The sequence below is a fragment of the Sphingobacterium paludis genome (genome assembly GCF_004364125.1).
GTDB lineage: Bacteria > Bacteroidota > Bacteroidia > Sphingobacteriales > Sphingobacteriaceae > Sphingobacterium > Sphingobacterium paludis.
This window is the reverse complement of the sequence record NZ_SNZV01000005.1, coordinates 362,576-388,657: the sequence shown is the minus strand read 5'-3', so window position 1 is coordinate 388,657 and position 26,082 is coordinate 362,576. Positions and strand designations below refer to the sequence as shown.

22 protein-coding genes, 1 tRNA gene and 2 pseudogenes are annotated in these 26,082 nt (G+C 45.3%); 17 read left to right on the top strand and 8 right to left on the bottom strand.

Going from position 1 to position 26,082, the window contains the following annotated elements; translation table 11 throughout:
• Positions 1–30 precede the first annotated feature (30 nt).
• Entirely contained in the window at positions 31–798 is a 768-nt protein-coding gene (locus B0I21_RS11970) for a murein L,D-transpeptidase catalytic domain family protein (RefSeq protein ID WP_243836074.1), read from the bottom strand.
• Positions 799–869: 71 nt separating this feature from the next.
• On the bottom strand, positions 870–1,910 hold the full coding sequence (locus B0I21_RS11965; protein WP_133640694.1) for a L,D-transpeptidase: 1,041 nt from the start codon (positions 1,908–1,910) through the stop codon (positions 870–872).
• Positions 1,911–2,043: 133 nt separating this feature from the next.
• Between B0I21_RS11965 and B0I21_RS11960 the strand changes: the two genes are divergently transcribed.
• Positions 2,044–3,396, top strand: a complete 1,353-nt coding sequence (locus B0I21_RS11960; RefSeq protein WP_133640693.1) for an aspartyl protease family protein — start codon at positions 2,044–2,046, stop codon at positions 3,394–3,396.
• Between the two features lie 77 nt (positions 3,397–3,473).
• Here B0I21_RS11960 and clpB read toward each other — a convergent pair whose 3' ends face one another.
• The gene (gene clpB, locus B0I21_RS11955; RefSeq protein WP_133640692.1) at positions 3,474–6,086 is read right to left on the bottom strand and encodes an ATP-dependent chaperone ClpB; all 2,613 of its coding nucleotides are present in this window, start codon (positions 6,084–6,086) and stop codon (positions 3,474–3,476) included.
• Between the two features lie 248 nt (positions 6,087–6,334).
• Between clpB and B0I21_RS11950 the strand changes: the two genes are divergently transcribed.
• A tRNA-Thr gene (locus B0I21_RS11950) sits at positions 6,335–6,407 on the top strand.
• Between the two features lie 126 nt (positions 6,408–6,533).
• Here the strand turns inward: B0I21_RS11950 and B0I21_RS20575 are convergent.
• From B0I21_RS20575 to B0I21_RS20565, 3 genes and pseudogenes are all read right to left on the bottom strand, one after another.
• A pseudogene (locus B0I21_RS20575) lies at positions 6,534–6,727 on the bottom strand (integrase core domain-containing protein); the annotation flags it as partial.
• Positions 6,665–7,219, bottom strand: a complete 555-nt coding sequence (locus B0I21_RS20570; RefSeq protein WP_394346359.1) for an IS3 family transposase — start codon at positions 7,217–7,219, stop codon at positions 6,665–6,667. The gene B0I21_RS20570 and the pseudogene B0I21_RS20575, both read right to left, overlap by 63 nt.
• A gap of 128 nt (positions 7,220–7,347) precedes the next feature.
• A pseudogene (locus tag B0I21_RS20565) lies at positions 7,348–7,638 on the bottom strand (transposase).
• 300 nt (positions 7,639–7,938) lie between these two features.
• Between B0I21_RS20565 and B0I21_RS11940 the strand changes: the two are divergent.
• The 3 genes from B0I21_RS11940 (at position 7,939) to B0I21_RS20560 (ending at position 9,100) form a co-directional block, all read left to right on the top strand.
• Entirely contained in the window at positions 7,939–8,253 is a 315-nt protein-coding gene (locus B0I21_RS11940) for a type II toxin-antitoxin system TacA family antitoxin (protein ID WP_133640691.1), read from the top strand.
• Positions 8,222–8,716, top strand: a complete 495-nt coding sequence (locus B0I21_RS11935; protein WP_133640690.1) for a GNAT family N-acetyltransferase — start codon at positions 8,222–8,224, stop codon at positions 8,714–8,716. Before B0I21_RS11940 ends, B0I21_RS11935 begins: the two co-directional genes overlap by 32 nt.
• Positions 8,717–8,893: 177 nt before the next feature.
• On the top strand, positions 8,894–9,100 hold the full coding sequence (locus B0I21_RS20560) for an outer membrane beta-barrel protein (protein ID WP_133640689.1): 207 nt from the start codon (positions 8,894–8,896) through the stop codon (positions 9,098–9,100).
• Between the two features lie 407 nt (positions 9,101–9,507).
• Here the strand turns inward: B0I21_RS20560 and B0I21_RS11925 are convergent, their stop codons facing one another.
• Positions 9,508–9,834: a winged helix-turn-helix transcriptional regulator gene (locus B0I21_RS11925; RefSeq protein ID WP_133640688.1), complete on the bottom strand. Its 327-nt coding sequence runs from the start codon at positions 9,832–9,834 to the stop codon at positions 9,508–9,510.
• Between the two features lie 116 nt (positions 9,835–9,950).
• On the opposite strand from B0I21_RS11925, the gene B0I21_RS11920 reads away from it, so the two are divergent.
• From B0I21_RS11920 to B0I21_RS11905, 4 genes are all read left to right on the top strand, one after another.
• Entirely contained in the window at positions 9,951–10,727 is a 777-nt protein-coding gene (locus B0I21_RS11920; protein ID WP_133640687.1) for an SDR family oxidoreductase, read from the top strand.
• A 907-nt stretch (positions 10,728–11,634) separates the two neighbouring features.
• Entirely contained in the window at positions 11,635–14,055 is a 2,421-nt protein-coding gene (locus B0I21_RS11915) for a mechanosensitive ion channel family protein (RefSeq protein ID WP_166637843.1), read from the top strand.
• Positions 14,056–14,072: 17 nt separating this feature from the next.
• Positions 14,073–15,140 (top strand): PCMD domain-containing protein, encoded by a 1,068-nt coding sequence (locus B0I21_RS11910; protein ID WP_133640685.1) that lies wholly within the window; start codon positions 14,073–14,075, stop codon positions 15,138–15,140.
• Between the two features lie 8 nt (positions 15,141–15,148).
• On the top strand, positions 15,149–15,898 hold the full coding sequence (locus tag B0I21_RS11905; RefSeq protein ID WP_208292331.1) for a porin family protein: 750 nt from the start codon (positions 15,149–15,151) through the stop codon (positions 15,896–15,898).
• A 6-nt stretch (positions 15,899–15,904) separates the two neighbouring features.
• Here B0I21_RS11905 and B0I21_RS11900 read toward each other — a convergent pair whose 3' ends face one another.
• The gene (locus tag B0I21_RS11900; RefSeq protein ID WP_133640683.1) at positions 15,905–16,297 is read right to left on the bottom strand and encodes a hypothetical protein; all 393 of its coding nucleotides are present in this window, start codon (positions 16,295–16,297) and stop codon (positions 15,905–15,907) included.
• Positions 16,298–16,472: 175 nt separating this feature from the next.
• Here B0I21_RS11900 and B0I21_RS11895 point away from each other — a divergent pair, with 175 nt between their 5' ends.
• The 8 genes from B0I21_RS11895 (at position 16,473) to B0I21_RS11865 (ending at position 26,074) form a co-directional block, all read left to right on the top strand.
• Complete coding sequence (locus B0I21_RS11895) at positions 16,473–16,820, top strand: PKD domain-containing protein (RefSeq protein ID WP_133640682.1); 348 nt, start codon at positions 16,473–16,475, stop codon at positions 16,818–16,820.
• Positions 16,821–17,392: 572 nt separating this feature from the next.
• Positions 17,393–17,578, top strand: coding sequence for a hypothetical protein (locus tag B0I21_RS11890; protein ID WP_133640681.1), 186 nt, complete (start codon positions 17,393–17,395; stop codon positions 17,576–17,578).
• A 162-nt stretch (positions 17,579–17,740) separates the two neighbouring features.
• Positions 17,741–18,730: a LacI family DNA-binding transcriptional regulator gene (locus B0I21_RS11885; RefSeq protein WP_133640680.1), complete on the top strand. Its 990-nt coding sequence runs from the start codon at positions 17,741–17,743 to the stop codon at positions 18,728–18,730.
• 141 nt (positions 18,731–18,871) lie between these two features.
• Positions 18,872–19,717 carry an ROK family protein gene (locus B0I21_RS11880; RefSeq protein WP_133640679.1) on the top strand — a complete coding sequence of 282 codons (846 nt, stop codon included), beginning with the start codon at positions 18,872–18,874 and terminating at the stop codon, positions 19,715–19,717.
• Positions 19,718–19,913: 196 nt separating this feature from the next.
• Positions 19,914–20,054 (top strand): hypothetical protein, encoded by a 141-nt coding sequence (locus B0I21_RS20155; protein ID WP_166637842.1) that lies wholly within the window; start codon positions 19,914–19,916, stop codon positions 20,052–20,054.
• 100 nt (positions 20,055–20,154) lie between these two features.
• Complete coding sequence (locus tag B0I21_RS11875; RefSeq protein WP_133640678.1) at positions 20,155–23,265, top strand: SusC/RagA family TonB-linked outer membrane protein; 3,111 nt, start codon at positions 20,155–20,157, stop codon at positions 23,263–23,265.
• A gap of 10 nt (positions 23,266–23,275) precedes the next feature.
• On the top strand, positions 23,276–24,910 hold the full coding sequence (locus tag B0I21_RS11870; protein ID WP_208292330.1) for a RagB/SusD family nutrient uptake outer membrane protein: 1,635 nt from the start codon (positions 23,276–23,278) through the stop codon (positions 24,908–24,910).
• Between the two features lie 18 nt (positions 24,911–24,928).
• The gene (locus B0I21_RS11865; RefSeq protein WP_133640676.1) at positions 24,929–26,074 is read left to right on the top strand and encodes a SusE domain-containing protein; all 1,146 of its coding nucleotides are present in this window, start codon (positions 24,929–24,931) and stop codon (positions 26,072–26,074) included.
• The last annotated feature ends 8 nt before the right edge of the window (positions 26,075–26,082 follow it).

Sequence of the window (26,082 nt, the reverse complement as noted above, 5' to 3'; positions counted from 1 at the left end):
CTCCAGTATCTTGTATAAAATGTGCTTCACTTAATTCAAGCGATCGGTTTCCTGCACGACATCATCATGCTGCGCAAGCAGGCCACCCTTGGTTACCGGTGCAAGCACTTTCGTCGAAGCCATATATTCTTTATTCTCTGCATAAATATAGAGCAGGCTGCCGCCTTTTATCGCATTGATAATAGGTTTAGTCAGTTCCCGAGGCAACGCGGGACAACCGTAGCTTCTACCCAAGCGACCGGTAGATTTGATAATGGATTCGCTGCAATAATCTGCACCGTGAATAACTACTGCCCGGGCCTTTGCTTGGTCATTAATTCCTTTTTCTAAACCATTCAATACCAGCGAATAACCATTGCCACCTTGGTAGGTGTTTTGTGTTTCATAGAAGCCTAGCGAACTCTGGTAGGAACCATGTCTGTTGGAAAATGATTTCGCATATTTTTCACCCGAATTTTTACCGTGAGAAACGATGGTGTGAAACAAAACCTTCTCTTTTTGCATGTCTAGCACCACCATTCTTTTATCCGTAGACGGCAGCGTAAAGTCGATGACTGTTAAAATATTCGTTTTTCGGGGATGCAAGAGGTTGTATCCCTGAAAAGCTTGATCGAAAGCTTCGAATTTTAAAACCTGAGACAAATTCATCTTGTCGTATAAAAGCTGACTTGCTGATTTGGCTTCTTCAGGTTTTTCGGAAATGGTTTTAATGGAATTTGATTTAAAATCTTCAGATAACGTGGCCGGTATATAACTCACAAACAACCCCGTCAACATTACAAAAAATAAACTACGCATACACACATATCTTTGATTCACATGCAAAATTAGTAAAAATTTGCTAATCAAAGTGTTAAATTATGTCAAGATCAATCTATAACGATGACGAGCGCGTTAAACTTCTTCGCCCAGTCGAAAACAAACTTCGCATGTGACGAGGCGTTCCGCACACACATGTGCGACCTTGGCGTAGTGCCCAATGACCAGCTGTACTCAATAATCGAACCTTTCGGGTTATTCACTGGCACACCGTGTACGTAGGCTCCATTGGTGAATCGACTGGCGTAAGGTGCGTAGCCTTCTATGTTTGTCGTGCCATCCTTGTAATAGTACATCTTTGTTTTCTTTTCTTGCACGACGTATACGCCTGTCGGCGTCTCCTGTGCATAGGGTGGCTTATGTCGGCCTGTCGTTGCCGGGTTCATACTGCGTATAACCCAATCGCAATCGCCGGTTCTTTCTACGGTCATGATATTTTGGTTGGTTACATCCACAAACACGACATGATGAAAGTCTACCGAATCGCCAAGGGCTTTCACATAGCGCTTTGGTGCTTCCCAGGTTCCTTCAAAGGAAACGCCTTCCACTTTCACCATATCCAAGGTATCACTGCTTCGTAACTTTGCTAGAAAGCCATCGCGACCATAGACCGTCGGACGCTCTGTTTCGCCGGGTACATAAAGCGGCGCGGATTGATAGCGCTCATTGCCCAACGTGTCCGAAATACGCGTATATTCATTTCTACGGTATTTTTTCACGAGCGGCGCTTCCTGATTTTTGTTTTTATGGTTTTGAAGCACAACGTATGACGCAGGCGCGCGCTGAAAATTCTCCACGAAGGCGAGCCGCTCTTTTATTTTGTCCAACTGAAAAACACGGCTGGTGTCTTTGTAGGAATAGCTATCTTCCAACGTGTGTTTGTCGTACGACAGTTCTTTCGACAGTTTAATGTCTTCTGCGGTACGTGGCTTTTTTTTGGCTTCTTCCTCCGCTTTTTTTACAGCGTCCAGCGAGTCTAATCGTCGCTGCTCGGCAGGATCAGTTTTTTCATTTTTAGTGGTGTTCGGTTGGTTACAAGCTATAACCGCCAAACTGCATGCTAGGAAAACTAATTTACTGTATAATTTCATGTATGGTCACTTTCGTTTTTTACGTCCAATCTTCCAAATATAATCATTGCTTGCTGCATACCGATGCTGCGGATTAGTGCATTATCGCGATAAAATCGCTACATTCGTATGCGCTCCAATTATAAATATGTAAATGAAATGGTATGTCTACCTGATGGCTTTATGTACGCCATGTATTTTACATGGCCAGGGCATCTTTAGACTTAAGAATAACAAACCAGTGACCGTAAAGTTTGAATTGCACAACAACGTCGTGCTTTTACCCCTCAAAATCAATGGTATATTATTTTCATTTCTTTTAGACACGGGTGTGAAGGAAACCATACTCTTTGCGCAGACCGATGATTCCCTTTACCTTAACAATCAAAATAAGATGCGTTTCCAGGGCATCGGCATGGAGGAGGGGGTTGAAGGGATACGCTCGAGCGGAAATATCGTTGAAGTAGCTGATGTTGCTGTCGACTCTTTGCATTGGCTGTATGTTATAGAGGCTTCCGAACTGGACATCTCGACTGATGTCGGAGTAGCTATCAACGGTATTTTGGGTTCCAAATTCTTTTATAGTTTTGCTATTCGCATGGATTACGTCACAAAAAAAATGACCTTGTACCCCCACGGCTATCGGTACGATAACGTTATTCGCAACTACACGCCCGTGGCTATGCAGATCGAGAATGACCGACCTTACATAGAGGCGAGGCTTGGAGATGCGTATAATTATGCACATGGTAAAATGTTGCTGGACATGGGCAATACGGATCCGCTCATGTTGTTTCCGTTTTTGTTGCCCGATTACCACGTTGCGGCTCCCTATGTTGAAGAATATATTGGACGGGGTTTTAACGGGGAGATTTACGGTCGGCGAAATCGCATAAAAGCAGTTGATATAGGTAATTTCAAGATCCGTAATCCTATTGTGGCCTACCCGGACTCTGCTGCAGTTTTTATGAGCAAGCTGACGCCAGATCGTATCGGCTCGGTAGGAAGCCAGACCTTGCAACGATTTGACGTATTTATCGACTATGAACGGGAAGTCTTATTTCTTCGAAGAAACCGCATGTTCGCCAAGCCGTTTTTTCTGAATATGGCTGGAATGGATGTCAAGCATGATGGCATGATTTGGAAAAAAGAGCTCATTACACAACCCAACAAGCAGGAGGGAACGTCAAATTCTTATGGGCATAACGAGGGCATAAAGATTGATCTGTCGAATGACAACATGCGGTATTCCTTTGTATTGCGCCCTACCTATCGTGTCGCCGGACTGCGGAAGAGCGGTCCCGCGGCCTTAGCAGGCGTTCAAGTGGGGGATGAGCTGCTGAAAATAAACGGCAAAGACCTTGCGCGATACAGTTTATCCAAAATTATGGAAACCTTACATGCCCGCGTAGGTGAAACCATCCGTATAACGCTGCTGCGAAATGGAGAGCTGAAAGATCTTAAATTTCAATTGATAGACCCGATACCCTATCAGGAAATGCCGTAACGTAAGAAAGGCTGCAATCGTATCGTTAAAGAAATACGACTGCAGCCTAATAGTATGCTTTGTCGAAGAAGGTCGTTTTACGAGATCTGTTCGGCCGTATCTTTGTTGATAAATACAAACTGACCGTCGAAAACATCCACCTGTATCGTAGAATCGCGTAAAACCTTGCCCGCTAAAATTTCTTTCGATAGCTCATTCAAGATTCGCTTCTGTATAACGCGTTTCAGCGGGCGCGCACCATACACCGGGTCGTACCCAAGCTGCCCCAGCCAATCTAGCGCATCTTCACTCGCTGTGATAAAGATGTTTTGTTCGGCAAGCTGCTGTTGAAGCCTATTGAACTGCATACGCACGATATTTCCAATTTCATGCCGGCCCAGCGGCGTAAACATAATCACTTCGTCAATACGGTTTAAGAACTCCGGACGGATGGATTTTTGAAGGATGTCAAAGACCTCGTCTTTGGTTTTTGCAACCACCTCATCTCGATTTTCATCCGTTAGTTTCAAGAAATTCTCCTGTATTACCCCTGATCCTGTATTGGACGTCATGATAATAATCGTATTTTTGAAATTAACGACCCTGCCTTTGTTATCGGTGAGGTGTCCGTCGTCCAATACCTGCAGCAAAATGTTAAACACGTCGGGATGCGCCTTTTCAATCTCATCCAAAAGCACAACGGAGTACGGGCGGCGTCTTACCGCCTCAGTCAATTGGCCGCCTTCATCATAACCCACATAGCCCGGAGGCGCACCGATAAGGCGCGACACGGCATGGCGTTCTTGATATTCGGACATGTCAATCCGTACCAACGCCTGTTCGTCGTCAAACAAAAACTCTGCTAGGGCTTTGGCCAGCTCTGTCTTTCCCACACCTGTGGTACCCAAGAAGATAAAGGATCCGATAGGACGTTTCGCATCGCTCAAACCAGCCCGCGAGCGTCTGATGGCATCGGCAATAGCCTCAATAGCTTCCTCTTGGCCCGCTACACGCTTGTGTAGCTCGGTTTCAAGGTTTAGCAACTTTTCACGCTCAGACTGTATCATTTTATTGACGGGGATACCGGTCCAGCGCGATACCACATCTGCGATATCTTCAGAGGTCACCTCCTCTTTCAACATACGGCTGTCCTGCTGTTTTTCTGCCAGCTCTAATTTGAGCTGCTCGGCCTTGTCTTGCGCTTCTTTGATCTTGCCGTAACGCAGCTCTGCCACTTTACCATAATCACCAGCACGTTCAGCCTGATCGGCCTCCAGTTTGTAGTCTTCTATATGTTGGATTTCTTGGTTGACCCGATCTACTAAGGTCTTTTCCGACTGCCAAGCTGCCTTCAACGAATCGCGTTCCGTAGAAAGATTAGCAATGGTTTCCGAGAGCTCCTGCACTTTACGCTCATCATGTTCTCTTTTTATCGCCTCACGCTCTATCTCCAATTGCATAATGCGTCTGTTTAGCTCGTCAACTGCTTCCGGAACAGAGTCCATCTCAAGACGTAATTTCGATGCCGCTTCATCAATCAAGTCGATTGCTTTATCGGGGAGGAACCGGTCAGTGATATAGCGTTGTGATAGCTCTACCGCGGCGATGATCGACTCATCCAAAATTCGAACTTTGTGGTGGGTCTCGTAACGCTCTTTTAAGCCGCGCAATATGGAAATTGCGTCTTGCGTGTCGGGCTCCTCCACCATCACCTTCTGGAAACGACGTTCCAGGGCCTTATCCTTCTCGAAGTACTTTTGGAATTCATTTAAGGTGGTTGCACCAATAGCACGCAGCTCGCCCCTAGCTAATGCGGGTTTTAGAATATTCGCAGCATCCATAGCACCCTCGCCGCCGCCAGCACCGACCAGCGTGTGAATTTCATCAATAAACAAGATGATCTCGCCATCGCTTTCAGCAACTTCTTTCACCACCGCTTTTAAGCGCTCTTCAAATTCTCCCTTGTATTTCGCACCCGCAATTAACGCACCCATATCGAGGGAATACACCACTTTAGATTTGAGGTTTTCGGGCGCATCCCCCTTAATAATCCGGTAGGCTATACCTTCTGCTATAGCCGTTTTACCAACGCCCGGTTCGCCCACTAAGATGGGGTTGTTTTTCGTCCGTCGAGACAAGATCTGCATCACGCGGCGTATCTCCTCATCCCGCCCGATAACGGGATCCAGTTTTCCAGACTCGGCGTATTCGTTTAAGTTACGTGCATATTTGCCCAAGGCATTATAGGTTGCTTCGGCATTTTGGTCTGTTACCCGTGATGATCCGCGAAGCTCCTTGATAGCAGTCTTCAAATCTTTTTCGTTAACACCCTGATCTTTCAGCAGCGCGCTTGTTTTGTCGCTTGCTGATAGCAGCGCAAGAAGAAGATGCTCAATAGAAATAAATTCGTCATTGAATTCCTTGAGGTACGTTTGCGCTTTCTGCAATACAGCGGAACTGCTATTGCTCAAGTACACGTTACTGCCGCTTACTTTCGGCAAAGAATCGATAAGTTTATCAACCTCGGTATGGATATAGTTTAAGTTGGCATTCATTTTCTTAAGCAGATGTCCTACGATGTTCTCATCCACAGCCAGCAGGGCTTTCAAAAGATGTGCAGGTTCTATAGCTTGTTGTTGATTTCCAACAGCTATTTCGGAAGCTTTTTGTATAGCTTCTTGTGCTTTGATTGTATAGTTGTTAAAATTCATATATATATTCGTTTTTTTTATCGTATTACTGTCTCGTACTAATTAACAATTTATATGCCCTTTGGATTTATTTCGCTTTGTCGGAAATTTTGTCGCTCAATTTTAGTTTTAACAGACAAAATGTCTCATTATGTTTTTTTTTCCTTGACTATCATGGAATTATTGGCGAGGGATAAGAAAAAGCACTTTCGCACTTGCAAAATTTAAACAAAGTTCTGATATTTGCACAACCAAGTAATCAGCATTAAGCCTCCTTAGCTCAGCTGGTAGAGCAACTGACTTGTAATCAGTAGGTCATTGGTTCGATCCCGATAGGAGGCTCAGGTTTAAAAAGCGGTTTTTTTACACGAAAAAGCCGCTTTTTTGCGTTTTAAACGAAGATCAGGGACATCTTTGTGACATGTAAGTACCCCGTTTTTCCGACAGCTGGGATTGGACTTTTCTAATTTACGGTACTAATTGATTTATTTGTTGTTGTTGCCTAATATTTTTTGATAATTCCGTTGGTGTGAGATTCCCAAGACCTTCATGGGGTCCGTTGTTATTATATTCATCCATCCACGCCTGGGTATATTCTCTTACTTCTGACAAGTTGAAAAATAAGCATCCAAAATTTCTTTGCGATAACTTCGGTTGAACCGTTCGATGTAACCGTTCTGCATAGGCTTACCGGGCTGGATAAATTGAATAGCGATACCGTGGTCTTTACACCAGAGCTCAAAATGATGACTGGTGAATTCGGGCCCATTATCTACACGTATACAGAGCGGTTTGCCCCGCCATTCTATAAGTTGTTCAAGTGTCCGAGTTACCCGCAAAGAAGAAATTGAAGTAGCTATCTCGATATACAATATCTCACGAGAACAGTCATCCAACACATTAAAAGTTCTAAACCTGTTTCCGTTGGCCAAGCTATCGCTCATAAAGTCCATACTCCATTTTTGATTAATGCTGATCTGTTGTTCCAAAGGTTGTTTCTCCCGAGCAGGTAGCCGACGTTTGCCACGCCGCTTCTTGTTCATATTAAGCAGCTTATATACTCTGTATACTTTTTTACGGTTCCATGACTTACCTTCCCTGCGCAGGTAGGCATTTAGTTTTCGAAATCCATATACAGGATGTTTAGAAGACAGCTGATCTAATGCTGCTATAACGGCGCTATCATCTTTCTTACTAACATAGTAATATTGTCAACGGCACATACCTGTCAATTTACAGGCTCCGGTGACACTCAAACCGTGATCTAGGACAATCTCCTGGGTTAACTGTTTTTGTTGCCGGAGCCCCAACCTTTTTTTGTGATGACTTCTGTTAGGATATCATGGTTCATACTCAGTTTGGCAAACATCTTTTTTAAGCGTGCATTTTCTTCTTCAAGTTCCTTCAGGCGCTTGACATCGGATGCTTCCATGCCACCGTAACGACTTTTCTAGTTATAAAAGGTGGCTTTGCTAATCTCAAGCTCTCGGCAGATGTCATCGGTCTTTCGGCCTTCTTCTCCCTCTTTGAGTGCTCGCACAATCTGTGTTTCTGTAAAACGTGTCTTTTTCATCTTATTACTTAAATTTAAACATTTATGTCCAGTTTTAAGCTGTCGGTTTTTTTGGGATACTTACACTGGTAATCTATCAAAGTGGCTGTCTAATTCTAGATAATCTGTGACGCTAAATTCGCCGGTTATGGCATCAGACAATTCCATCAAATCAGTGAGATTGATGTTGTTAGTAGATAGCAGTATTATAGTTTGATCAGATTTGGATAGAAATTTAGACCTTTTCATGTAGATGAATTTAAAATCACTTAAAATGTACGGTAAAATAACGTACATTTGTGTTGTTAATTGATTAGAGTTATGGCTACGTTAGTAAATGACAGAATTGATGTGCGTATCAGTAAGGAGCATAAAGAGCTTATAAAATATGCTGCTGAGATCAGTGGTTTTAAGACTGTTTCAGAGTTTATCGTGACTTTGGCAAAAAATGAAGCAAATCGTATCATAGAAGAGGAATCTAAAATTCTAAAATCTATGAACGACAAGGTTCTTTTTGTCGAAACCTTACTGGATCCACCAACGCCAAATAAAGCACTAGAAGCAGCACGGAAAGCTTACAATCAATTCTCCAACTTATCATCCGATGACCTTAAAGGTTTTAGAAAAAAAGCATAACCGAAAAGGTTTTTCTTGTGGTGTTGTCGAACTGGATAACTACATTAAACAGTACGTTAGCCAAGATGTAAAACGTAAATTGGCTGTCTGCTACATCCTAGGCGATGAGGATGCAAATGTAGTTGCTTATTATACGTTATCCTCTAGCCGTGTTGATCTGAACGATATTCCCGACGATCTTAAGGGTTCATTAACATATACTGAAATTCCAGTCGTGATCATTGGACGTCTTGCTGTTCACGTGGACTACCAAGGCAACAAATTAGGACAAATCCTATTAATTGACGCACTAAAACGTATTATTGAGATCAGTGCTCTTGTTGGTAATCATGCCGTTATAGTAGACCCGATTAATGAATCTGCCGAAAAGTTTTACGCCAAATTTGGCTTTGTTGAATTGAAAGATTCTAAGCGCATGTTTCTTCCGCTAAAGACGATAGCCACATTATTTGAAACAGAATAAAGTTGCAAAGCGCATTAAGCGCCTTTGCTCCATTTCATCATTTCTTTAGATAAATAGCTGCCTTCTAATTTTATGAAGTATCTGAAACTGTACTCGTCTTTGTGATTACTCATATTTTTCACGACTCGTTCAGGAATACCAAGCTCCAGCGAGACGGATATAAAAGTTTCTTGCTACATGGCTATTTTTTCGATCAACTATTCGCGTAGAATTGATCGGCAGCGAATGAATACGTTAAATCCCTTCCGAATTTATGTGAATCTTTATAACTCTTATGCGGGTAATCCCTATTTACGACCTACCATTAGCAACAATTTAGAGTTTAATTATTTACTGAATGAAATGATTTCGTTTACAATTTTCGCGTTGCAGACAAAAAAATGATCTCATCACGCACACTTATTAAGGGCCGACCACGACTATCAGACCAGATAACTATCTTAACCAAAAGAGCATCGGAACACTGACCGTTGGTTTAACATACATTTTTGGTAAAACGAAAGTATCAGAGAATGATAAGCGTGTACAGTTCGAAGCAAAGAATCGGGCGATTAATTTAACTCTTTTTTTCTCAATCATAGTGCTGCTATATAGCTTGCATAGGCAGACTTGACAGTTTTACGCATTTCTTTATCTTGGGTGATGACCCCTTCGAAAAATGTACTGTTGATACCACCCTATTCGTTCATCGCATCGATGATGGGCCTCAGCGTCCAGCCTATAACTCTGAGCGAATGTTCCACTTTTTGGGGGAGTTGCAGGTAGATGTTTTGTAATTAACACCACTTATACTAAGCTACATACTCCTCGCCCCATTTTGCCATTTCATCCAAAATAGGTCGTAGTTTGACACCTTTTTCTGTCAACGCATACTCCACCGTTGGCGGTACCGTAGCGAATACTGTGCGGGTAAGAATTTTATTAGCCTCCATGTTCTTCAGTTCTTTAACCAACATACGGGTACTTATGCCCGGAATGAGTCGCTCCAGTTCCTTAAAACGCAATTTCCCCGGCACGAGCGCATAGATAATAGACATCGACCACTTGCCGCCAATAACATCCAAAATCTGTTGGATGGTACATTTACTTTCCGATTTGTGTATTTTTTTTTCTGCCATAATATGTTGATAATGATCAAAAGGCACTTTTCTGTTCCTACTTCACATTCGTGTAACTACTTGCAAAAGTAAAGTAATGGGGATAGTTTTGCAATTCATTTTTAATAAAAGCAGATATGAATCAGACATTTTACGGAAAAGTTGCGGTTGTGACCGGCGGCACCAAAGGAATAGGTAAGGCTATTGCCGAAAAATTAAGTAGCCAAGGCGCGCAGGTCATCGTTACGGCGCGAAACCGACCGACAGACTTGCCGACAAGGCAATACTTCATTGCTACAGACGCTACTGCGCCTGGTAGCGGAGAGTTAATCGCAGGCGAGGTGCTAGCAAAGTATGGGAAGATAGATATCGTTGTAAATAATGCAGGCGCAAATCTGAACCCAGTTGGTTATGCAGCACTGACGGATGAAAGTTGGGATAATGAATTGCAACTCAACCTAATGGCTGCCGTGCGATTGAATAAGGCGGTGTTGCCCAGCATGATCGAAAGCAAAAACGGCGTCATTATTAATCTATCGTCTGGTGCGGCAAAGCAATCTTTTCCGAATATGACAATGGCCTATTCATCTGCGAAGGCAGCTTTAAACGCCTACAGCAAAGCTTTGGCAAATGAAGTAGGCCTGCACAATATTCGTGTAAACGTTGTTGCACCAGGCATGGTGAGAACGCCGCTTATGGCGGAATTTCTTGAAAATATGGCTGCGCAACATCAGCTCAGCTACGAGGAGATGCTTCAAAGCGTCATTAAGCAAGTGGGCGGTTTGCCACTGGATCGCATGGGCGAGCCAGAGGAAGTGGCCAATATTGTGGCTTTCCTAGCTTCGGAAGAGGCAAAATACATTACAGGTTCTATCTATTCTATTGATGGCGGCGGAATGCCTACGGTAGGATAAACTCCTGACCGCTGCAGCCGATATCAAAGTCCGGCAGTGTTTTGCGGTTCAGGTTGTCCAGGCTTATAGTAGTGAGGTGCTTATATTTTTGAACAGTAGGCTTAATATAAATTATCAATCTCTGGTTCGAACCCCGGGGTGGGCGCAAAGAGTAAAAAGCCGTTTTTCTGCAAAGAAAAGCGGTTTTTTCCGCTTCTTACTGCATTTATAATTCATGCTTTACGTCGAAAAGCAAACCGCGATTCGATGTGCTTTACATACATTGTTGTTAAACGTAACGTAAAATTGTTACGGCGCTTTTACGTTTATTAATGCTAGGGGATTATCGCAAATTTAGGTATGAAGTTCTTCGAACAGCACAAAAAATCAGATCGCACCTACCACGGGGAAATTTATCTAAGACACAAAAGAAAAAAGGAAATAGCTCGACACCCTGCATTAGTTGGTTAAGAAGCAGCTTACCAAAGAGATGAAAATTCGCGATCCGTCGGATTTAAAAAGGGTTTTCAATTAAGGCGTTTATATTCATTTGGCGTATACCCGGTTTTTAGTTTGAATAATCCCTGCCACGATGCATTGGGCGTGCTATTTTCAAGGAGTTAGTTTTTTTAGGATTCATGAGGACTCTCTCTGATGCTGTGTAACGGACTTTTGTTTAGTGAACTTATTTATTTCGGCTTCTGTAATTGCTACCATAAGTTATGGTTCTTCTGCATGTATATATCCATAAAATTCTATATTTATTTTCTTATTATTTTTGGGTATTAATGGTATCTTTAAAGTGTTGACCACTAACAATGAAACGCTTATAAAATGAAAAATGAATAGTAGGAACCTGAGGAGATTATTACTTTGTTACTTTGTTTTTTTTCAAAATTTAGGTCTTCTTGCCGTAGAGGTTCTGCCCATGCAAGATAGTCTTAACGTCGTTTCCGATACGAGCAAAAAGGACTATGTCGCCGGTATGGAAGAATTTTTTCGGAAGGCGTCGGTGCAAAGCGAGAATGACTTAGCGTTGGATAGGGCGTTGATGCGTCAAAATAAGGTATTCGAGGAGATAAAAGTAGCATCAAGGCAGGCTCATGCCTTTCTGAAACAAGGTTTTGATACCTTGGCTATGCGCACGAAACTCGGTGAAGCTATACAGTGGCGTACACTGGCTGGAGATGGTGTATTTGAAAATCAAGGCACCGCCCACACCTCTCGAAATCTAACGGCCACCTATAACATATTAAACGCTCTCCAAATACAGGTGCTAAGCTACAAGAAGCAGGTTGACGACTACCAGGAAAAGTTGGTAAGCTATAGGCTAGCGATTGATTCGCTATCCAACGACAAATCACTATTTGTCTTTTCTAGGGATTCATCTGAACTCAGCGAATATATCAAGAAATTGAGGTTGCTTTCCAAAGCTGTAACGCCCATCAATAAGCAGCTTGCGGTAAATATTAATGGTGTTCAAGCTCTTCAAGATGATCTCAATATCGAGCTTCTCGTGCTAGAGAATAGTTTGGAGGAAATTTTATATTATCAGCGTAACATTGCAGAAAAATCGTTTGCAAAAGATTTTGCCCCATTATGGGAAACCAGTAAGTATGATAGGTCCTTAAAAGAAATCTTTCATTTTTCGCGTATCAAGGCTCAATTGGTGTTGAATTACTATGTGAAAGCCCATATAGGCAAGTTGTTTTTTGCACTATTTATCGTAGTCTTAGTCATGCTGTACACGTATTCCCTCAAGCGGGGTGTTGAAAAAGATGGTCATAAAATCAAGGGTAAAAGTATGTTGCTCTCTTCGCCATTAAGTTCCAGCCTGGTTATTGGACTATCTGTGGGTCAGTTTATCTTCCCCAATCCGCCGTTTATTTTTCTGACTATTTTTGTTTGTCTGTCTGCGTTAATGCTCACCCTTACCTTTCGAAGATTTATTTCACCCTATTGGATGCAAGTATGGCTGGTCTTCTTTGTGCTCTACTTCATTGCCTCGCTAGATAATATGGTGCTTCAGGCGTCGCGTTTAGAACGTTATATGATGATCTGTATAGCGGTCTCAGCAATCGTTAGTAGTGTCATGACGCTTTTCAAAAGGTCTAAACATGTCGAGCTTCAGGAAAAATGGATTCTTTTTCCCATCGCCCTTGTGGGTGTTCTTGAGTTTGGCTCCGTATTGTTCAATCTTTTTGGTCTTTTTAATATTGCCAAGGCATTGATGATAGCCGGTTTGCTGAATGTAATAGTCGCGATCATTTTTCTATGGGTGGTGCGATTGGTTAACGAGGGACTTAGCTTAGCATCACTGCTCTATACCAAACAGGAGCGACGTCTCTTCTACATCAACTATAATAGGGTAGGAAAGCGTGCTCCGGCATTTTTCTACGTATTACTGATTGTCGGTTGGTTCGTACTTTTTGGACGGAACTTTTACGAGTTTCGTTTCCTTTCCGAACCGCTAAATGCCGTGCTCTACAATAAGCACCAACTAGGGACGTACAGTTTTTCTGTTAGTAATTTTGTTGTGTTTTTTCTGATCATGCTTGGAACCACTGTTCTTTCCAAGATCGTTTCATTCTTTGCGGCCGATCCGCAGTGGAACACGCGTGATGAAAAGGAAGAAAAAAGATTTCATTTAGGAAGTTGGATCCTCTTGGTGCGCATAAGCATTATTGTCCTTGGATTCCTTCTGGCTTTTTCAGCGGTAGGCATTCCCTTACAGCAGATGACCATAATTGTGGGTGCTTTGGGAGTTGGTATCGGCTTCGGTCTTCAGACATTGGTCAACAATCTAGTTAGTGGACTTATCATAGCGTTCGAAAAGCCCGTCAACGTGGATGACCTCATCGAAGTGGGCGGGCAATCGGGCAAGGTTAAATCCATAGGTTTTCGCAGCAGCGTGATTGCGACGGCAGATGGTGCCGATCTGATTATGCCGAACGGCGACCTACTGAATTCGCATGTAATCAATTGGACACTTGGTGGCTTTCGTAAACGACTACATTTAAGGCTAGCTATACAGTATGGCAGCGATCTCGAACAGACCAGGCAGCTGCTGATAACCCTTTTTGATAAAGAGGAGCAAGTTTTGGCCAGCCCGCCCCCGGTCGTTCAATTTGTGGAAGTAACTGCGCAGTCGGTTGGTATCGATCTTTACTTCTGGGTGAAGACTCTTAAAGATGCTGGCCAGATCAATAGCGATATGTTGGTAGCTATAGGTCATTTATTACAAGATAACGGAATAAAATTAGCTGTTACCCAGCAGGAGGTCCATCTCGTACGCACGCCTTCGGGCCGCAAAACGAACAAAAGCGAAGACAACAGTGAACATATGTAGTTCCAATACATAATAGGATGATAAACAGAAAAATGATAGCAGGGCTGTGTTTCGCAATAGGGCTTCAGCAGGGGTGTATCAAGGATGCACCACCAAATCCGGAAGCAGACATCGAATCGGTACAGGTAGAATCGAGTCAGCTAACGGGAAATGTATTTATTGACCAAATCAATCGTACTATTACGCTAAATCTTACTGCCGAAGCCTTTCAGCAAGGTATTAGCCCGGTGCTTAAGCTTTCCGAAGGGGCATCGGTCAAGCCTGAAAGTGGGACAGCCATCCGGTTTGATGGCACAGCGGGTGCGACTTACACGGTTACATCGGCATCTGGTAAGAACATCAAAGTGTACACCGTAAAGGTCGTGAATGTGGGTAATTGGGGGTTCGACTTTGAAAACTGGCAAAGTCATCCTACCGATGCTTATGAGTTCCCCATAGAAAGCGATAATGTGCAAATCTGGTCTTCAGGTAACCCGGGTGTAGCTTTATCAGGGATCCCTGCGCGTCGTGATGCCTATCCTACGAGGTCTACAACAGATGGTTATTTGGGAAGTAGCGCTGCCGAACTCATTACAATAAAGGGTACCACGCTATCGGAGTTTGTTGGGATTCGCCTTTTTGCGGGATCGCTATTTTTAGGCGATTTTAATGCATCTCAAGCATTACTCAATCCTTTAGCCGCAACAGAATTTGGTCAGCCCTATATCGGACTGCCCGATCGCTTTACTGGGTACTACAAGTATACTGCAGGTGCGGACTACCAGAACCGCGAAGGTGTGGTGCAGCCTGCTGTCAAAGATAAGTGCGCCATATATGCCGTACTTTTTAATGGAACCGAGCGCTTGAATGCCACCAATGTGATGACATCGGATAAGGTTATCGCTCGTGCCGAGCTATCTGATGGATCGGATAAGGCGAATTTTACGCGCTTTGATGTGCCATTTGTTTACAAACAGGGTGTCAATATTAGTGATCATGTCATGGTCGCCATAGTGGCTTCCTCTAGTGCAGACGGGAATGAATACCGTGGTGCAATTGGTTCCCGGTTGGTGGTTGATAGCTTACGTGTAATTCCAAAATTATGACCAAACATATGTACCAAATCATACTTTGTGCCTTATTACTATACACAGGCCAACTTTGTGCGCAACATGCTTTCCGAATTGGCGATATACAGCACCGGATAACTGTTGGGTACAACCTAGGTGCGAGTGCGCCGTTTTCCCTGCCGAATACCATTCGAGAAATAAAAAGCTACTCGCCCGTCTTTGCGCCATCTATCGGATATGAAGCGACTTATGACATTTCCGAAAAGTGGCTAGTCGGCGCAGCATTACGTTTCGATGTGAAGGGGATGGAAGTAACGGATAGCGTACAGTATTTTCATACGATCATTACTGTTGATAATGCCTCGGGCGATCAAGGTACCTTTGAGGGTGATTTTAGCGGCACGAACGCGACAACGGTTAAAAATAGTTACCTAACGCTTCCTGTTTATGGGGGCTATCGTTTAGGGTCTTGGGATTTTAAAATTGGTCTGTACGTAGCGAGATTGCTCAATGGCCGTTTTGAAGGCAGTGTCTCTGATGGATATATTCGCAAAGGCGACTCTCTCGGCGAGAAAGTACTGATCGACAGGGCAACTTTTGACTTTGCAGAGCAAATCCGTAAATGGGATTGGGGAGGGCACCTAGCCTTTGCCCGGAACTTTGGTGTACATTGGCAGGCAACACTCACGGCCCAGGTGGGCGCGCAGCCGATCTTTCCATCATCTTTCAAGGGCGTGGGATACGACTTGCATAACATGTACGTGACTCTTGGCGCGGCCTATCGTTTGTGGTAACTTGCGTCAATCTTTGCAGTTGGGCGCGACAGTCAATATATCCAAGGACATGTTCATGGCTTTTTTTATCAATTTTCGGGCCTTATCCAGATCATCGGCTTTGAGCGCCTTAGTTCCGAATGCAAAAGCGCTCAGTGCATATGTCTCAGCAGAAGAACAGCCACAGGACGAAGAAACGGAGTATGCAGCCGCCTCTTTAGCTTGATTGTTGCCTTCTTTTAAAAATGGTATCGCTGCTTCAAGGGTAGCTGCCTGATGGGCTTTTTTAAAGGACGCAAAAGCCATCTCCGAGTAGCTTATGGTCATTTCACAGCCCGAGAACGTCGGTGTTGAAATCGAACTTTGCGATGGGAAAAGAAACATGCAGAACAGGTATCCTTTTGTAATTAATTGTTTCATAGTCAGAATTTTTAGGTGTTATCCATCTAAAAACATTATTGTCAGCGATTTGTTCTTCTTTTATAACGAATTCAACATGCAATATACATAGCGCATGAAAAGGCTCCCAGTTAATCTAGTTACCGCGATGTTTGGGGTTATTTTCCTGTAGTATCTATACACTAAAATATAAATTATGAAATTATTAAAATTAATCCTTCCGATGGCCTTTATTGGGCTATCGTCCTGTGGTAAAACAGAAGAAAGTATCGTAGATTGCCTTGGCGAATCTTTCTTGACCAATGTTGAACACTCGGCATCTGCGGAGAACGTAAAAACAATCAACTTCACGGTAGGCCACTCCGGAGAGCAACAGCTAAACAATTCCATAAAATGGAACTTCGGAGACGGAGCACAGCAGACTGTGACCGGTAAGAGCGCTAACCACACCTATGCACAAGCTGGTGTTTATAACGCGATTGCAACAGTGACAACAAGTGGCGGTTGCACCTTTGATGTAAAAGAGACTGTAAATGTTCAGTAAATTTAGCTCGTAATTCGCTTAAAAATGGATCGCGGTTAGCACGTGCTGCTAACAAAAAAGTCGGTAGCCGGTTGTAACAACTCTTTATGTAAATACAGGTTAACATCAATTGACCGGCTTGATTTTTATGCTATGTGTATCCATCTTGATGAGCGTTTTGAGAAGGCGACTGGATCGCATAGGCGAGCGAGAGTAAGTGACCAATATCGTCGCTTTCCTAGCTTCGGAAGAGGCAAAATACATTACAGGTTCTATCTATTCCATTGATGGCGGCGGAATGCTGCGGTGGGATAAGCTCCTGACCGACCAAACGAATAAAAAAAGCAAAGGAAATGAGCGTTCGCGTTTCCTTTGTCGCTACAGATTTAATTTCTGTATGCGCTGAACCTGCATCTCGCTCAAGACGTTATCTCCCTGAAAGCTTTATGTTTTATACCATGATGGTGAAATAGGAATTAACAGACGCTCCATACGTCAATGCTGTGTAAGGTGATGCAACCATTGTTGTGTTCATTTGCCGCTTTTGGTAGAATAAGGCACAGATATTGTTTTGTGATGGGAAACACACAACGATGAACGTAAAACGCACTTTCGGAACCATTCTCACTATACTGGGTATAGGTGGATTATTATACGCTGGCTATGGACTAATCAATAAAAGCACCGACTATATGACCTTGGCTGTAGTAGGTATAATTGCCCTGATTTTTTTCTTTTCAGGGATAGGGCTCGTGAAAAACACGAAGGATATGGCATAGTTCGTTGTACTGAGTTTGCTCTGCAATGCCTACATCTTGGTGCCTCGAACATGCAATTATGTACCGAGATAGAGGACGTTTCTTGCATAAGATCTGGATATTTAAATAGCATAGCATCTTTTTCAAAAAAAAATGTAATTTGCTGGCTAGAAAAAGAAGCAGATGTCCATTAGCGAAATAGCAAAACACCTCAACGTATCAAAATCGACCGTATCCTTGGTCATCAATGGGAAGGCCGAGGAGGGGCGTATTAGCAAAGCGTCTGCGCAGCGTATCCGTGATTACATTGAAGAGATAGGGTATAAGCCTAACGCCCTCGCAAAAAGTTTGGCGACAGGCAAGTCGCGCACCATTGGTTTGGTCGTGGAAAATATTGGCGATTCTTTTTTTGGTCCGATCGCGCTCCATATCGAAGAATACCTGCGCAAGCACGAATATCAGGTGCTGTACAGCAGTACCATGGGCGACAACAAGCTGGCCGCGGAGATTGTGCAGACCATGCTGGATAAGCAAGTGGATGGTATTATACTGGCTCCGACTGATGCGATGGGGGCAGAGGTAGAACGCATGTTAAAGAACAATTTACCGCTGGTGCTTTTTGACCGGAAGATCCCAAACCTGCAAACCAACTATGTGGGCACGGATAACTACGAAGCGAGTCGGCAGGCCGTGGAGCATCTGCTTCAGCAAGGCTATAAAAACATCGGTATGGTAACGATCGACTCGCAGCAGCCGCAGATGCAGGATCGCTTGCGCGCCTACCGCGATGTGCTAGCCGAAAATAGACTTGAAGAGCAATTGCTTTATACCTCATTTCTCGATCGACGGGGCAATCCGGTCAAAGCCATCACCACATGGTTGAGAAAGAATCCGCAAATCGATGGCCTATTTTTTAGCACCAACTACGTTTGTGTGGCTGGATTGAAGGCTATCCGTACGCTGGATCGAGAACATGTGCTGGGCCTAATCACCTTTGATGATCTGGAAATGTTGGAGTTGATGCGCCCGCAAATCTCCTGCATTCGGCAGCCGCTGGAAAAGATTGCCAAAGCTATCGTGCACATGCTAATCGAGCAACTGAACGACAGCGGTAAGTCCTTCGACGAGAAAATTATCAAGTCCAGTATACAGATCCGCGAAAGTTCTTTATAAAACATTTGGAGATTCTCCCAAAATCTTCTAGCTTTACAAATAGCAAAACCGGTTTTGCTTTTGATAATAACCTTTATAAATTATGTTTACTACAACTTCTCTACACCATGAGGCGTGCCCTAATGCCCGCTATGCTAGCCTATGAAGAGTTCCATTATTGTATGCTTAGATATTGGCGGTTCGCATATTGCGGCAGCTTCCTTACGTGCTGAAGGGGGACAATACTTTCCCCTGAACGAAGCACGTGGCGATGTGGATAGTGGCGAGAGCCGCGAGCGTATACTACAGCAGTGGGACACGGTGATTCGACAAGTGTGGGACGAGGAAAACCAACATATTGCTGCGCTCTTGATTGCTATGCCCGGACCATTTGACTATGTGCGTGGCATTTGTTTGATGGATGGGATGCACAAATATCAGGCGTTGCTGCACATGGACGTTAAGTCTTACCTAAGTGCCAGCTATGGTATTTCGGCCGATGCCGTGCGTTTTGTCAATGACGCCGAAGCATTCTTATGGGGGGAGCTCTATCATCACCAATTGCAGGAAAAACGTATCGTGGGACTAACACTGGGTACAGGCCTTGGCTCTGCCTTGTATGGCCACGGTGAGGTTAAGGATCTGAACTTTGGTTCGGCCACCTTCCGGGAGGGCATAGCCGAAGACTATATTTCAACACGCGGCATGCTTGCCTTTCTAAAACGCCGTGGGGTTCGTCAATTGCCGCACGTGAAAGCCTTACTAGAGGCCGAAGACCTAGTGGCAGAGCGTGTGGCGGCCTTCAACTACCTCAGCGATGCGCTGTTGGATTTCCTGCGGCAGCACATTCTGCCTCTGCAGACGGATGGGATTGTGTTTGGCGGGAATATTGCCAAGGCACACCGCTGGTTTTTGCCGGCAATTGAAGAGGAGCTGCAGCTGCCCTGCTATGTAGCTTCTTTCCAAGAGTGGAATTTGTTTTATGGTCTTGCCACTTCTTATAAGTAACAGCAAGTGTATGGAAATATGCGCTAACCGTTGTTTAAGGGGGCTTTGAGAAAGCTTTTATCCCATCCGCGGAGCAGGTTATCTAAGAGCGGTGGTACCTGCATCCTTTCTGGCATAGACTAACGGTGTTTATTCCTTTCTGAACCAAAACGCAAAGATCTGGAAAGGAAAGGCCACTTGCAATAGATTAATTGAAATGCAGTGCGCAGCAGCCCAACGCGCTGCCGTTTTTGCGGTGCAGCAAAGTTTGGAAGGCGTTTTCTATTTCGTCGGGTACGACGACTTCGGTCAGGAGTCACTATTGCAATTGTTACTAAAAAAATTACAGCTTTATTAGGAAATGTAAATTTTATATTTACTTTTGTTAAACCGGTTTAGGTGTAAGCTAACCCGGTTTTGCTAACAGGCGTAAGCCACGATATAAACCATTCTTTATTATGATCAAAAAGTCGAAATTATTTCTTGTTGCGGGAGCGTTGCTTTTTGGGCATCACCCTACACAGGCTAGCGTCGATGCGTTTCTATCGCACAAAATGGACATGCAGGTCTCTGTGCGCGGAAAGGTCGTCGACGAGCGCGACAGCCCGGTGCAAGGGGCAACGGTGCTCGTTGTAGGCAGCTCTACTTCAGTGGTGACGGATAGCGATGGCGCATTTAGTCTCTCCGCCAAACTAGGCGACCAAGTGCGCATCACGTATTTAGGCTACCAGGACGTCATGCGGCGGGTGGATGGTACAGAGATGACCATTACCATGTCCGACAATAACCAGTCGTTGGACGAGGTTATCGTCGTGGGCTATGGTACCACCACGCGACGTGCTGTGGTCGGCGCCGTGGACCAAATTAATGCGAAAGCCATCGAAAACAGGCCGGTGGCGAATGCTATGCAGGCCTTGCAAGGTGCGTCACCCAGCTTGAACATACAGCAGCGCAGTATGGATCCGAACAGCAATACCATGAATATTAATATCCGCGGTATATCCACCTTGAACAGTAATGCGCCCTTGGTGGTGATTGATGGATTGATCACGGATGTGGGCGCCTTGAATAAGCTGAATCCGATGGATATCGAAAATGTATCGGTGCTCAAAGATGCGGGTACGGCAGCTATCTACGGATCGCGTTCGGCCAATGGCGTAGTCCTAGTCACCACGAAAAGCGGAAAGCGAAACCAACGCCCACGCGTAAACCTCTCTTCCTTGGTGGGTGCCCAAGATCCACAAATCCTGTTCAGTCCGGTGCAGGGCTACCAAAATGCAACATTGAAAAATCTGGCCCTGACCAATGTGGGTAAGGATCCTGAATTTACGCCTGATCAAATAAACGATCTTTATAATAACCGGGACATCGAACAGTGGAACTATGACCAGATTATGAAGACCGCCTTGCAGCAGAACCACAATGTCACGGTATCGGGTGGCGGTGAGAGCTCCACTTATCTCTTTTCTGGTGGTTTCCTGGATCAGCGCAGTAATTTCGTGGGCAACAAGGACTACGGTATCAAGCGCTACAACTTACGTAGCAATATGTCTACCGAGTATGGCATCTTCAAACTGAATACGATCGTATCTTATGCGCGCAATAACGGCTTAAGTAGCACGGCAAGCAATGCCATCATCAACTCTTCGCGTATACCGCCCTACTACTATTACCGTATGCAGGCCGATAATGGCCGGTACCTGATCAACAATGCGCTGACTGATCAAAATCCATTGGCCGAATTGCGCGATGGCGGTTACACCAAAAGTGACAATGATTTTTTTAACGCAAATGTTGCCTTAGATGTGCGGCTGATGGATGGCCTGAAGCTGCGTGGGGTGTTCGGTGCCGACATCAATGCGGACCATCGCTTTATTCGACGCATTCAGGTGCCCTTGTATGCGACCGCCGATGCCGAAAGACCGGCCGTCAACGTAAATTCCACACGCAATACGGAAGATTTTAACGAAAAAAGAACGTTGCTAAACTATCAGTTGCTATTGGACTACCACAAGACTTTCGGCAACCATGAACTAAAAGGGCTCTTTGGCGCAACCAACGAGTCGGAAACGAGCCGCATCAACGAAATCAAATACCGCTTTACGGATCCCATCTTGGGAACACCGACTACCGGGACGGAGTTCGACCCATCCAGCCGCTCATCATTAGAGGGGACCAGGGAAATTAATATCACTTCGTTAATAGGGCGCCTAAATTACGCCTATGCACAGCGCTATTTTTTAGAAGCTACTTTCCGGTACGATGGCTCCTCGCGCTTTGCCCGAGCCTATCGATGGGGTTTCTTCCCCTCGGTTTCTGCGGGATGGCGCCTATCCGAAGAATCCTTTATGCAAGTCTACAACGAGCGCGTGGGCGACTTGAAACTTCGCGCCTCATATGGAGTGTTGGGTAACCAGGACATGGACCCATACCAGTTCCTGACCCGATACGAACCCTTTAACAACAGCTATGGTTTCAACAATACGGCCGTAAGTGGTGCTGGTTTTCGAATAGGTACGGACGATTTGCAGTGGGAAAGAACAAACAATTTCAACATGGGGGTAGACGCCTCTTTCCTGCAAAACCGCCTAACGGCCAGCTTCGACTATTTCCATAAACTTACATCGGAAATTCTGCTAACGCCAAGTATCCCTTCGGCTTTCGGAACCATCTTAAATAAGAAGAATATTGGTAAGATGAAAAACCAGGGTTGGGAATTGGTGCTCGCCTATAACATGCGCACGGGCGAAGCGCAGCATAGCTTCTCGGCCAATGTTGGCGATACGTACAACGAGGTAACCTATTTTGAAGGCAAGGAACAGTTTTCAGAAGCCGACCGCATTCGTAAGATTATACGCGAAGGTTTACCGGTAAACTCCTACTACGGGTACAAGGTACAGGGCTATTTCCAGAATATGCAGGAAATCGAAACGGCAGCCTTGCCCGTGGGAACCAGCTCTTCAGATCTGCAGCCCGGCGACGTACGCTATATAGACCGCAACAACGATGGGGTCATTGACTCCAAAGACCGCTTTGTGCTGGGGCACGGATTTCCACGCCTTACGTTTGGGTTTACTTACGACCTGAAATTCAAGAATTTTGATTTCAGCATGTTTTGGCAGGGGGTGGGCAAGCGTGATATGATGGTGCGCGGTGAACTGGTGGAGCCTTTCCACGAAAACTATTCCTTCGCCATTTATCAGCATCAGCTGGACTATTGGACGCCGACCAACACCGACGCCGCATGGCCTCGGCTCACGGCGGCAGGATCAGCCTCGACGAGCAACAATTATCAGATGGAATCGGATATCTACCTATTCAATGGTCGCTACGCGCGTTTGAAGAATCTGCAGGTAGGTTACTCCCTGCCACAAAGTTGGGCCAATCGCCTGCATTTGCAGCGGGCACGGATTTTTGCGAATGCACAAAATTTACTAACCCTGAGCATGAACTCCTGGATCGATCCTGAGTCGTCGGAGTTTGATAATAATATGGGCGGTAGCGCCAACAGTGCCCGCAACTACCCAACTTTGAAATACTACGGTTTAGGCTTAGATATACAGTTTTAATAGCATGACAATGAAACGAATAATTCACTTTCTATATAGCGGCGGCCTCCTGCTGAGCAGTTTGTATTCCTGCAATACCATGGACCCGCTGCCGACCGACGAATTTACAGATGCCACGTTCTGGCAATCGGTAGACAATGCCGAACAAATGGTCAATATGGCCTACAATCAAATGTACTCCGCTGATAAAATGTTTAATGATGAAGCGCTGAGTGATAATATTTTTGAAGGACGATCCAATACCGATCAGCGATCCATCCGTAACGGTATGCCGATGCCGACGTTAGGGCGCTTCGCTTCCGAGTGGAGCGATGCATATGGCGGCTTGAAGACCGTACACGTATTTTTAGCCAATGTGGATCGCGTGCCGGATGCTACAGAGGCATGGAAACAACGGAAAAGAGCCGAAATGCGCTTTATCCGGGCTTTGATCTATTTCCGCTTGGTCAACTTCTATGGCGATGTGCCTTTTTTCACCGAAGACATCACGCTGGAAGAATCCGAGCAGATTGCCCGCACGCCAAAAGCGTCTATTATCGCCTTTATCCATGCTGAGCTTTCAGCCATCAGCAGTATGCTCCCTAGTCGCAATGAGCTGGCGGATACCGATCGTGGACGGATCACCAAAGGTGCGGTCATGGCTTTCCAAGCCCGCGCTTACCTTTATGAAAATAACTGGCAAAAAACGGCCGACTACTGCGATAGCTTGATGAATGGGCAAGGGACCTACGGTACTTATGCGCTCTTCCCGAATTATACGGGCCTTTTCGAAGCTGCCAACGAGTACAATGAAGAGGTGATCCTGGACTATGCCTACGTGCCTTCGCTCAAGATGTGGGGTAAACTTTACGACGCCGCGCCGCTATCGGCCGGTGCACGGTTGAATGCCTATGCGCCCCTGCAGAGTTTGGTGGACAACTACCTGACGCTAAGCGGAGCCAGCATAAGTAATAACCCGAGTTACAACGAGAACAACCCCTATGTAAATCGGGATCCTCGGCTGACGGCGACGGTGGTGCACCATGGTGCACAGTGGGTGAATTTCAATGGTACCACGCGTACGATCTACACGCGCCCCGGGACAGGAAGCAACAACGAAGAGCGAATGGATGTGTACATCGGCGCCGCAGCCAATACGTCACCCACCGGCTATTATGTTCGCAAATACTACGATAGAACGGCTACCGAGGTATTCCAATCGGGCTTAAACATCATCATGTTTCGTTATGCGGATGTGCTGTTGATGTATGCTGAAGCGAAGCAGCAGCTGGGACAATTCGATGCCGCCGTGTGGAATCAAACTATCCGCCCGATTCGCGTACGGGCAGGCTTTGAAGCCGCTAGCGCCTTAGATTTTCCTGCCGGGCTGAGCAGCACGGCAATGACAACGCTGATTCGTAACGAACGCCGTAGTGAATTAGCACTGGAAGGCTTACGCTACTTCGATATCGTGCGCTGGAGAGCCGGTAAAACGTATCTCGACGGACCGGTGTATGGCGCAAAATTTGCCAACGGCAACAGCAGTTACATCCGGCTCGATACCCGCCGCTTTGATGAAAACAGGGATTACCTGTGGTCGCTACCGCAAGTAGAGGTGGACTTAAACAGAAACTTATTGCCGAATAACCCCGGCCATGCTAACTAAATTATAATCTAAGCAATCATGAAAAGAATTTCAATTTTTATTTGGCTTTCAGCCTTGCTCGCCTGCTTTGAAGCGTGCAAAACGGATGATATGAACTATACGGACGTGGAGGTTACGCCCGTAACGGCCCTGTTTGAACCTTTGGACAACAAGGCCGTGAAACTGGTGAGTTCGAGTACCGCTTCCTTGTTCTTTGAGTGGGAGGCTGCGCTGAGCGAAGATGGCGGAGCCGCGCTCTATGAGGTGGTCTTTGACAAGGTAGGTGGCGATTTTTCGAAGCCACTTTACAAGCTGATGTCCAACAATAATGGCTTTGGAAACAATGCCTATGTAACGCACAAGGTACTGAATGCCGTAGCGGTTTCCTCCGGCGTAAATCCGGGCGAGAGTGGTGAGGTACAATGGACGGTCATTGCCTCCCGTGGCATAAAACGTGTGCAGTCGTCTGTGGTGAGGAAGCTCAACATCAGCAGCCTGGAGGGCTTTGCCGATATTCCTGATGCGCTGTATGTTTCGGGTGAAGGGTCGGAGGGCGGTACAGCGGTGGCAACAGCTTTGCCGTTCAAACAAACGGCGCCGGGCGAATTTGAAATCTACACGCGCTTAGAGGCCGGTAAAAGCTATGTATTTTTGGATCGCAAGGATGCTAATGCCCGTAAGTTCTATACGGATGACCAGGTGAAGCTTAGAGAGGCGGCCGAAGAAACCAATATGCAGGTGAGCCAAACGGGCGTGTACCGCGTCGTGCTCGACTTCAATGTGGCTACGGTAAGCTTCACCGAAATCCGTTCCATCGGTCTTTGGTTCTCGCCGGAAAATAAAATCTTGTTCAACTTGCCTTACCAAGGAAAAGGCGTCTGGAGCGGTACCGGCGTGGTAACATTCCGCCAGGAAAGCTGGGGCCGGGACGAACGCTATAAATTCCAACTTACGACAGTCAGCAATGGAAACAACGTCATACAGCAATTTGGGGCGAAAAATTCAACAGATAGCCGCCCGACAGCAGCCAGTGATCCATCCTACTACCACCTGAAATTACTGAATACAGTAACGCAATGGGACGACAAATGGAAGTTTGATGGCGCTGTAGATGGCAAGTCAACCACCATTACTGTGGTGCTGCAGGGCGATAAGGAGTATACACATAGTATTAAAGTGAACTAAAACCGGAA

Coding starts and splice junctions, on each gene's coding strand:
- B0I21_RS11970 (WP_243836074.1), bottom strand. CDS start 798: ATGCGTAGTTTATTTTTTGTAATGTTGACGGGGTTGTTTGTGAGTTAT.
- B0I21_RS11965 (WP_133640694.1), bottom strand. CDS start 1,910: ATGAAATTATACAGTAAATTAGTTTTCCTAGCATGCAGTTTGGCGGTT.
- B0I21_RS11960 (WP_133640693.1), top strand. CDS start 2,044: ATGAAATGGTATGTCTACCTGATGGCTTTATGTACGCCATGTATTTTA.
- clpB (WP_133640692.1), bottom strand. CDS start 6,086: ATGAATTTTAACAACTATACAATCAAAGCACAAGAAGCTATACAAAAA.
- B0I21_RS11940 (WP_133640691.1), top strand. CDS start 7,939: ATGGCTACGTTAGTAAATGACAGAATTGATGTGCGTATCAGTAAGGAG.
- B0I21_RS11935 (WP_133640690.1), top strand. CDS start 8,222: ATGACCTTAAAGGTTTTAGAAAAAAAGCATAACCGAAAAGGTTTTTCT.
- B0I21_RS20560 (WP_133640689.1), top strand. CDS start 8,894: ATGGCTATTTTTTCGATCAACTATTCGCGTAGAATTGATCGGCAGCGA.
- B0I21_RS11925 (WP_133640688.1), bottom strand. CDS start 9,834: ATGGCAGAAAAAAAAATACACAAATCGGAAAGTAAATGTACCATCCAA.
- B0I21_RS11920 (WP_133640687.1), top strand. CDS start 9,951: ATGAATCAGACATTTTACGGAAAAGTTGCGGTTGTGACCGGCGGCACC.
- B0I21_RS11915 (WP_166637843.1), top strand. CDS start 11,635: ATGCAAGATAGTCTTAACGTCGTTTCCGATACGAGCAAAAAGGACTAT.
- B0I21_RS11910 (WP_133640685.1), top strand. CDS start 14,073: ATGATAAACAGAAAAATGATAGCAGGGCTGTGTTTCGCAATAGGGCTT.
- B0I21_RS11905 (WP_208292331.1), top strand. CDS start 15,149: ATGTACCAAATCATACTTTGTGCCTTATTACTATACACAGGCCAACTT.
- B0I21_RS11900 (WP_133640683.1), bottom strand. CDS start 16,297: ATGAAACAATTAATTACAAAAGGATACCTGTTCTGCATGTTTCTTTTC.
- B0I21_RS11895 (WP_133640682.1), top strand. CDS start 16,473: ATGAAATTATTAAAATTAATCCTTCCGATGGCCTTTATTGGGCTATCG.
- B0I21_RS11890 (WP_133640681.1), top strand. CDS start 17,393: ATGAACGTAAAACGCACTTTCGGAACCATTCTCACTATACTGGGTATA.
- B0I21_RS11885 (WP_133640680.1), top strand. CDS start 17,741: ATGTCCATTAGCGAAATAGCAAAACACCTCAACGTATCAAAATCGACC.
- B0I21_RS11880 (WP_133640679.1), top strand. CDS start 18,872: ATGAAGAGTTCCATTATTGTATGCTTAGATATTGGCGGTTCGCATATT.
- B0I21_RS20155 (WP_166637842.1), top strand. CDS start 19,914: ATGCAGTGCGCAGCAGCCCAACGCGCTGCCGTTTTTGCGGTGCAGCAA.
- B0I21_RS11875 (WP_133640678.1), top strand. CDS start 20,155: ATGATCAAAAAGTCGAAATTATTTCTTGTTGCGGGAGCGTTGCTTTTT.
- B0I21_RS11870 (WP_208292330.1), top strand. CDS start 23,276: ATGAAACGAATAATTCACTTTCTATATAGCGGCGGCCTCCTGCTGAGC.
- B0I21_RS11865 (WP_133640676.1), top strand. CDS start 24,929: ATGAAAAGAATTTCAATTTTTATTTGGCTTTCAGCCTTGCTCGCCTGC.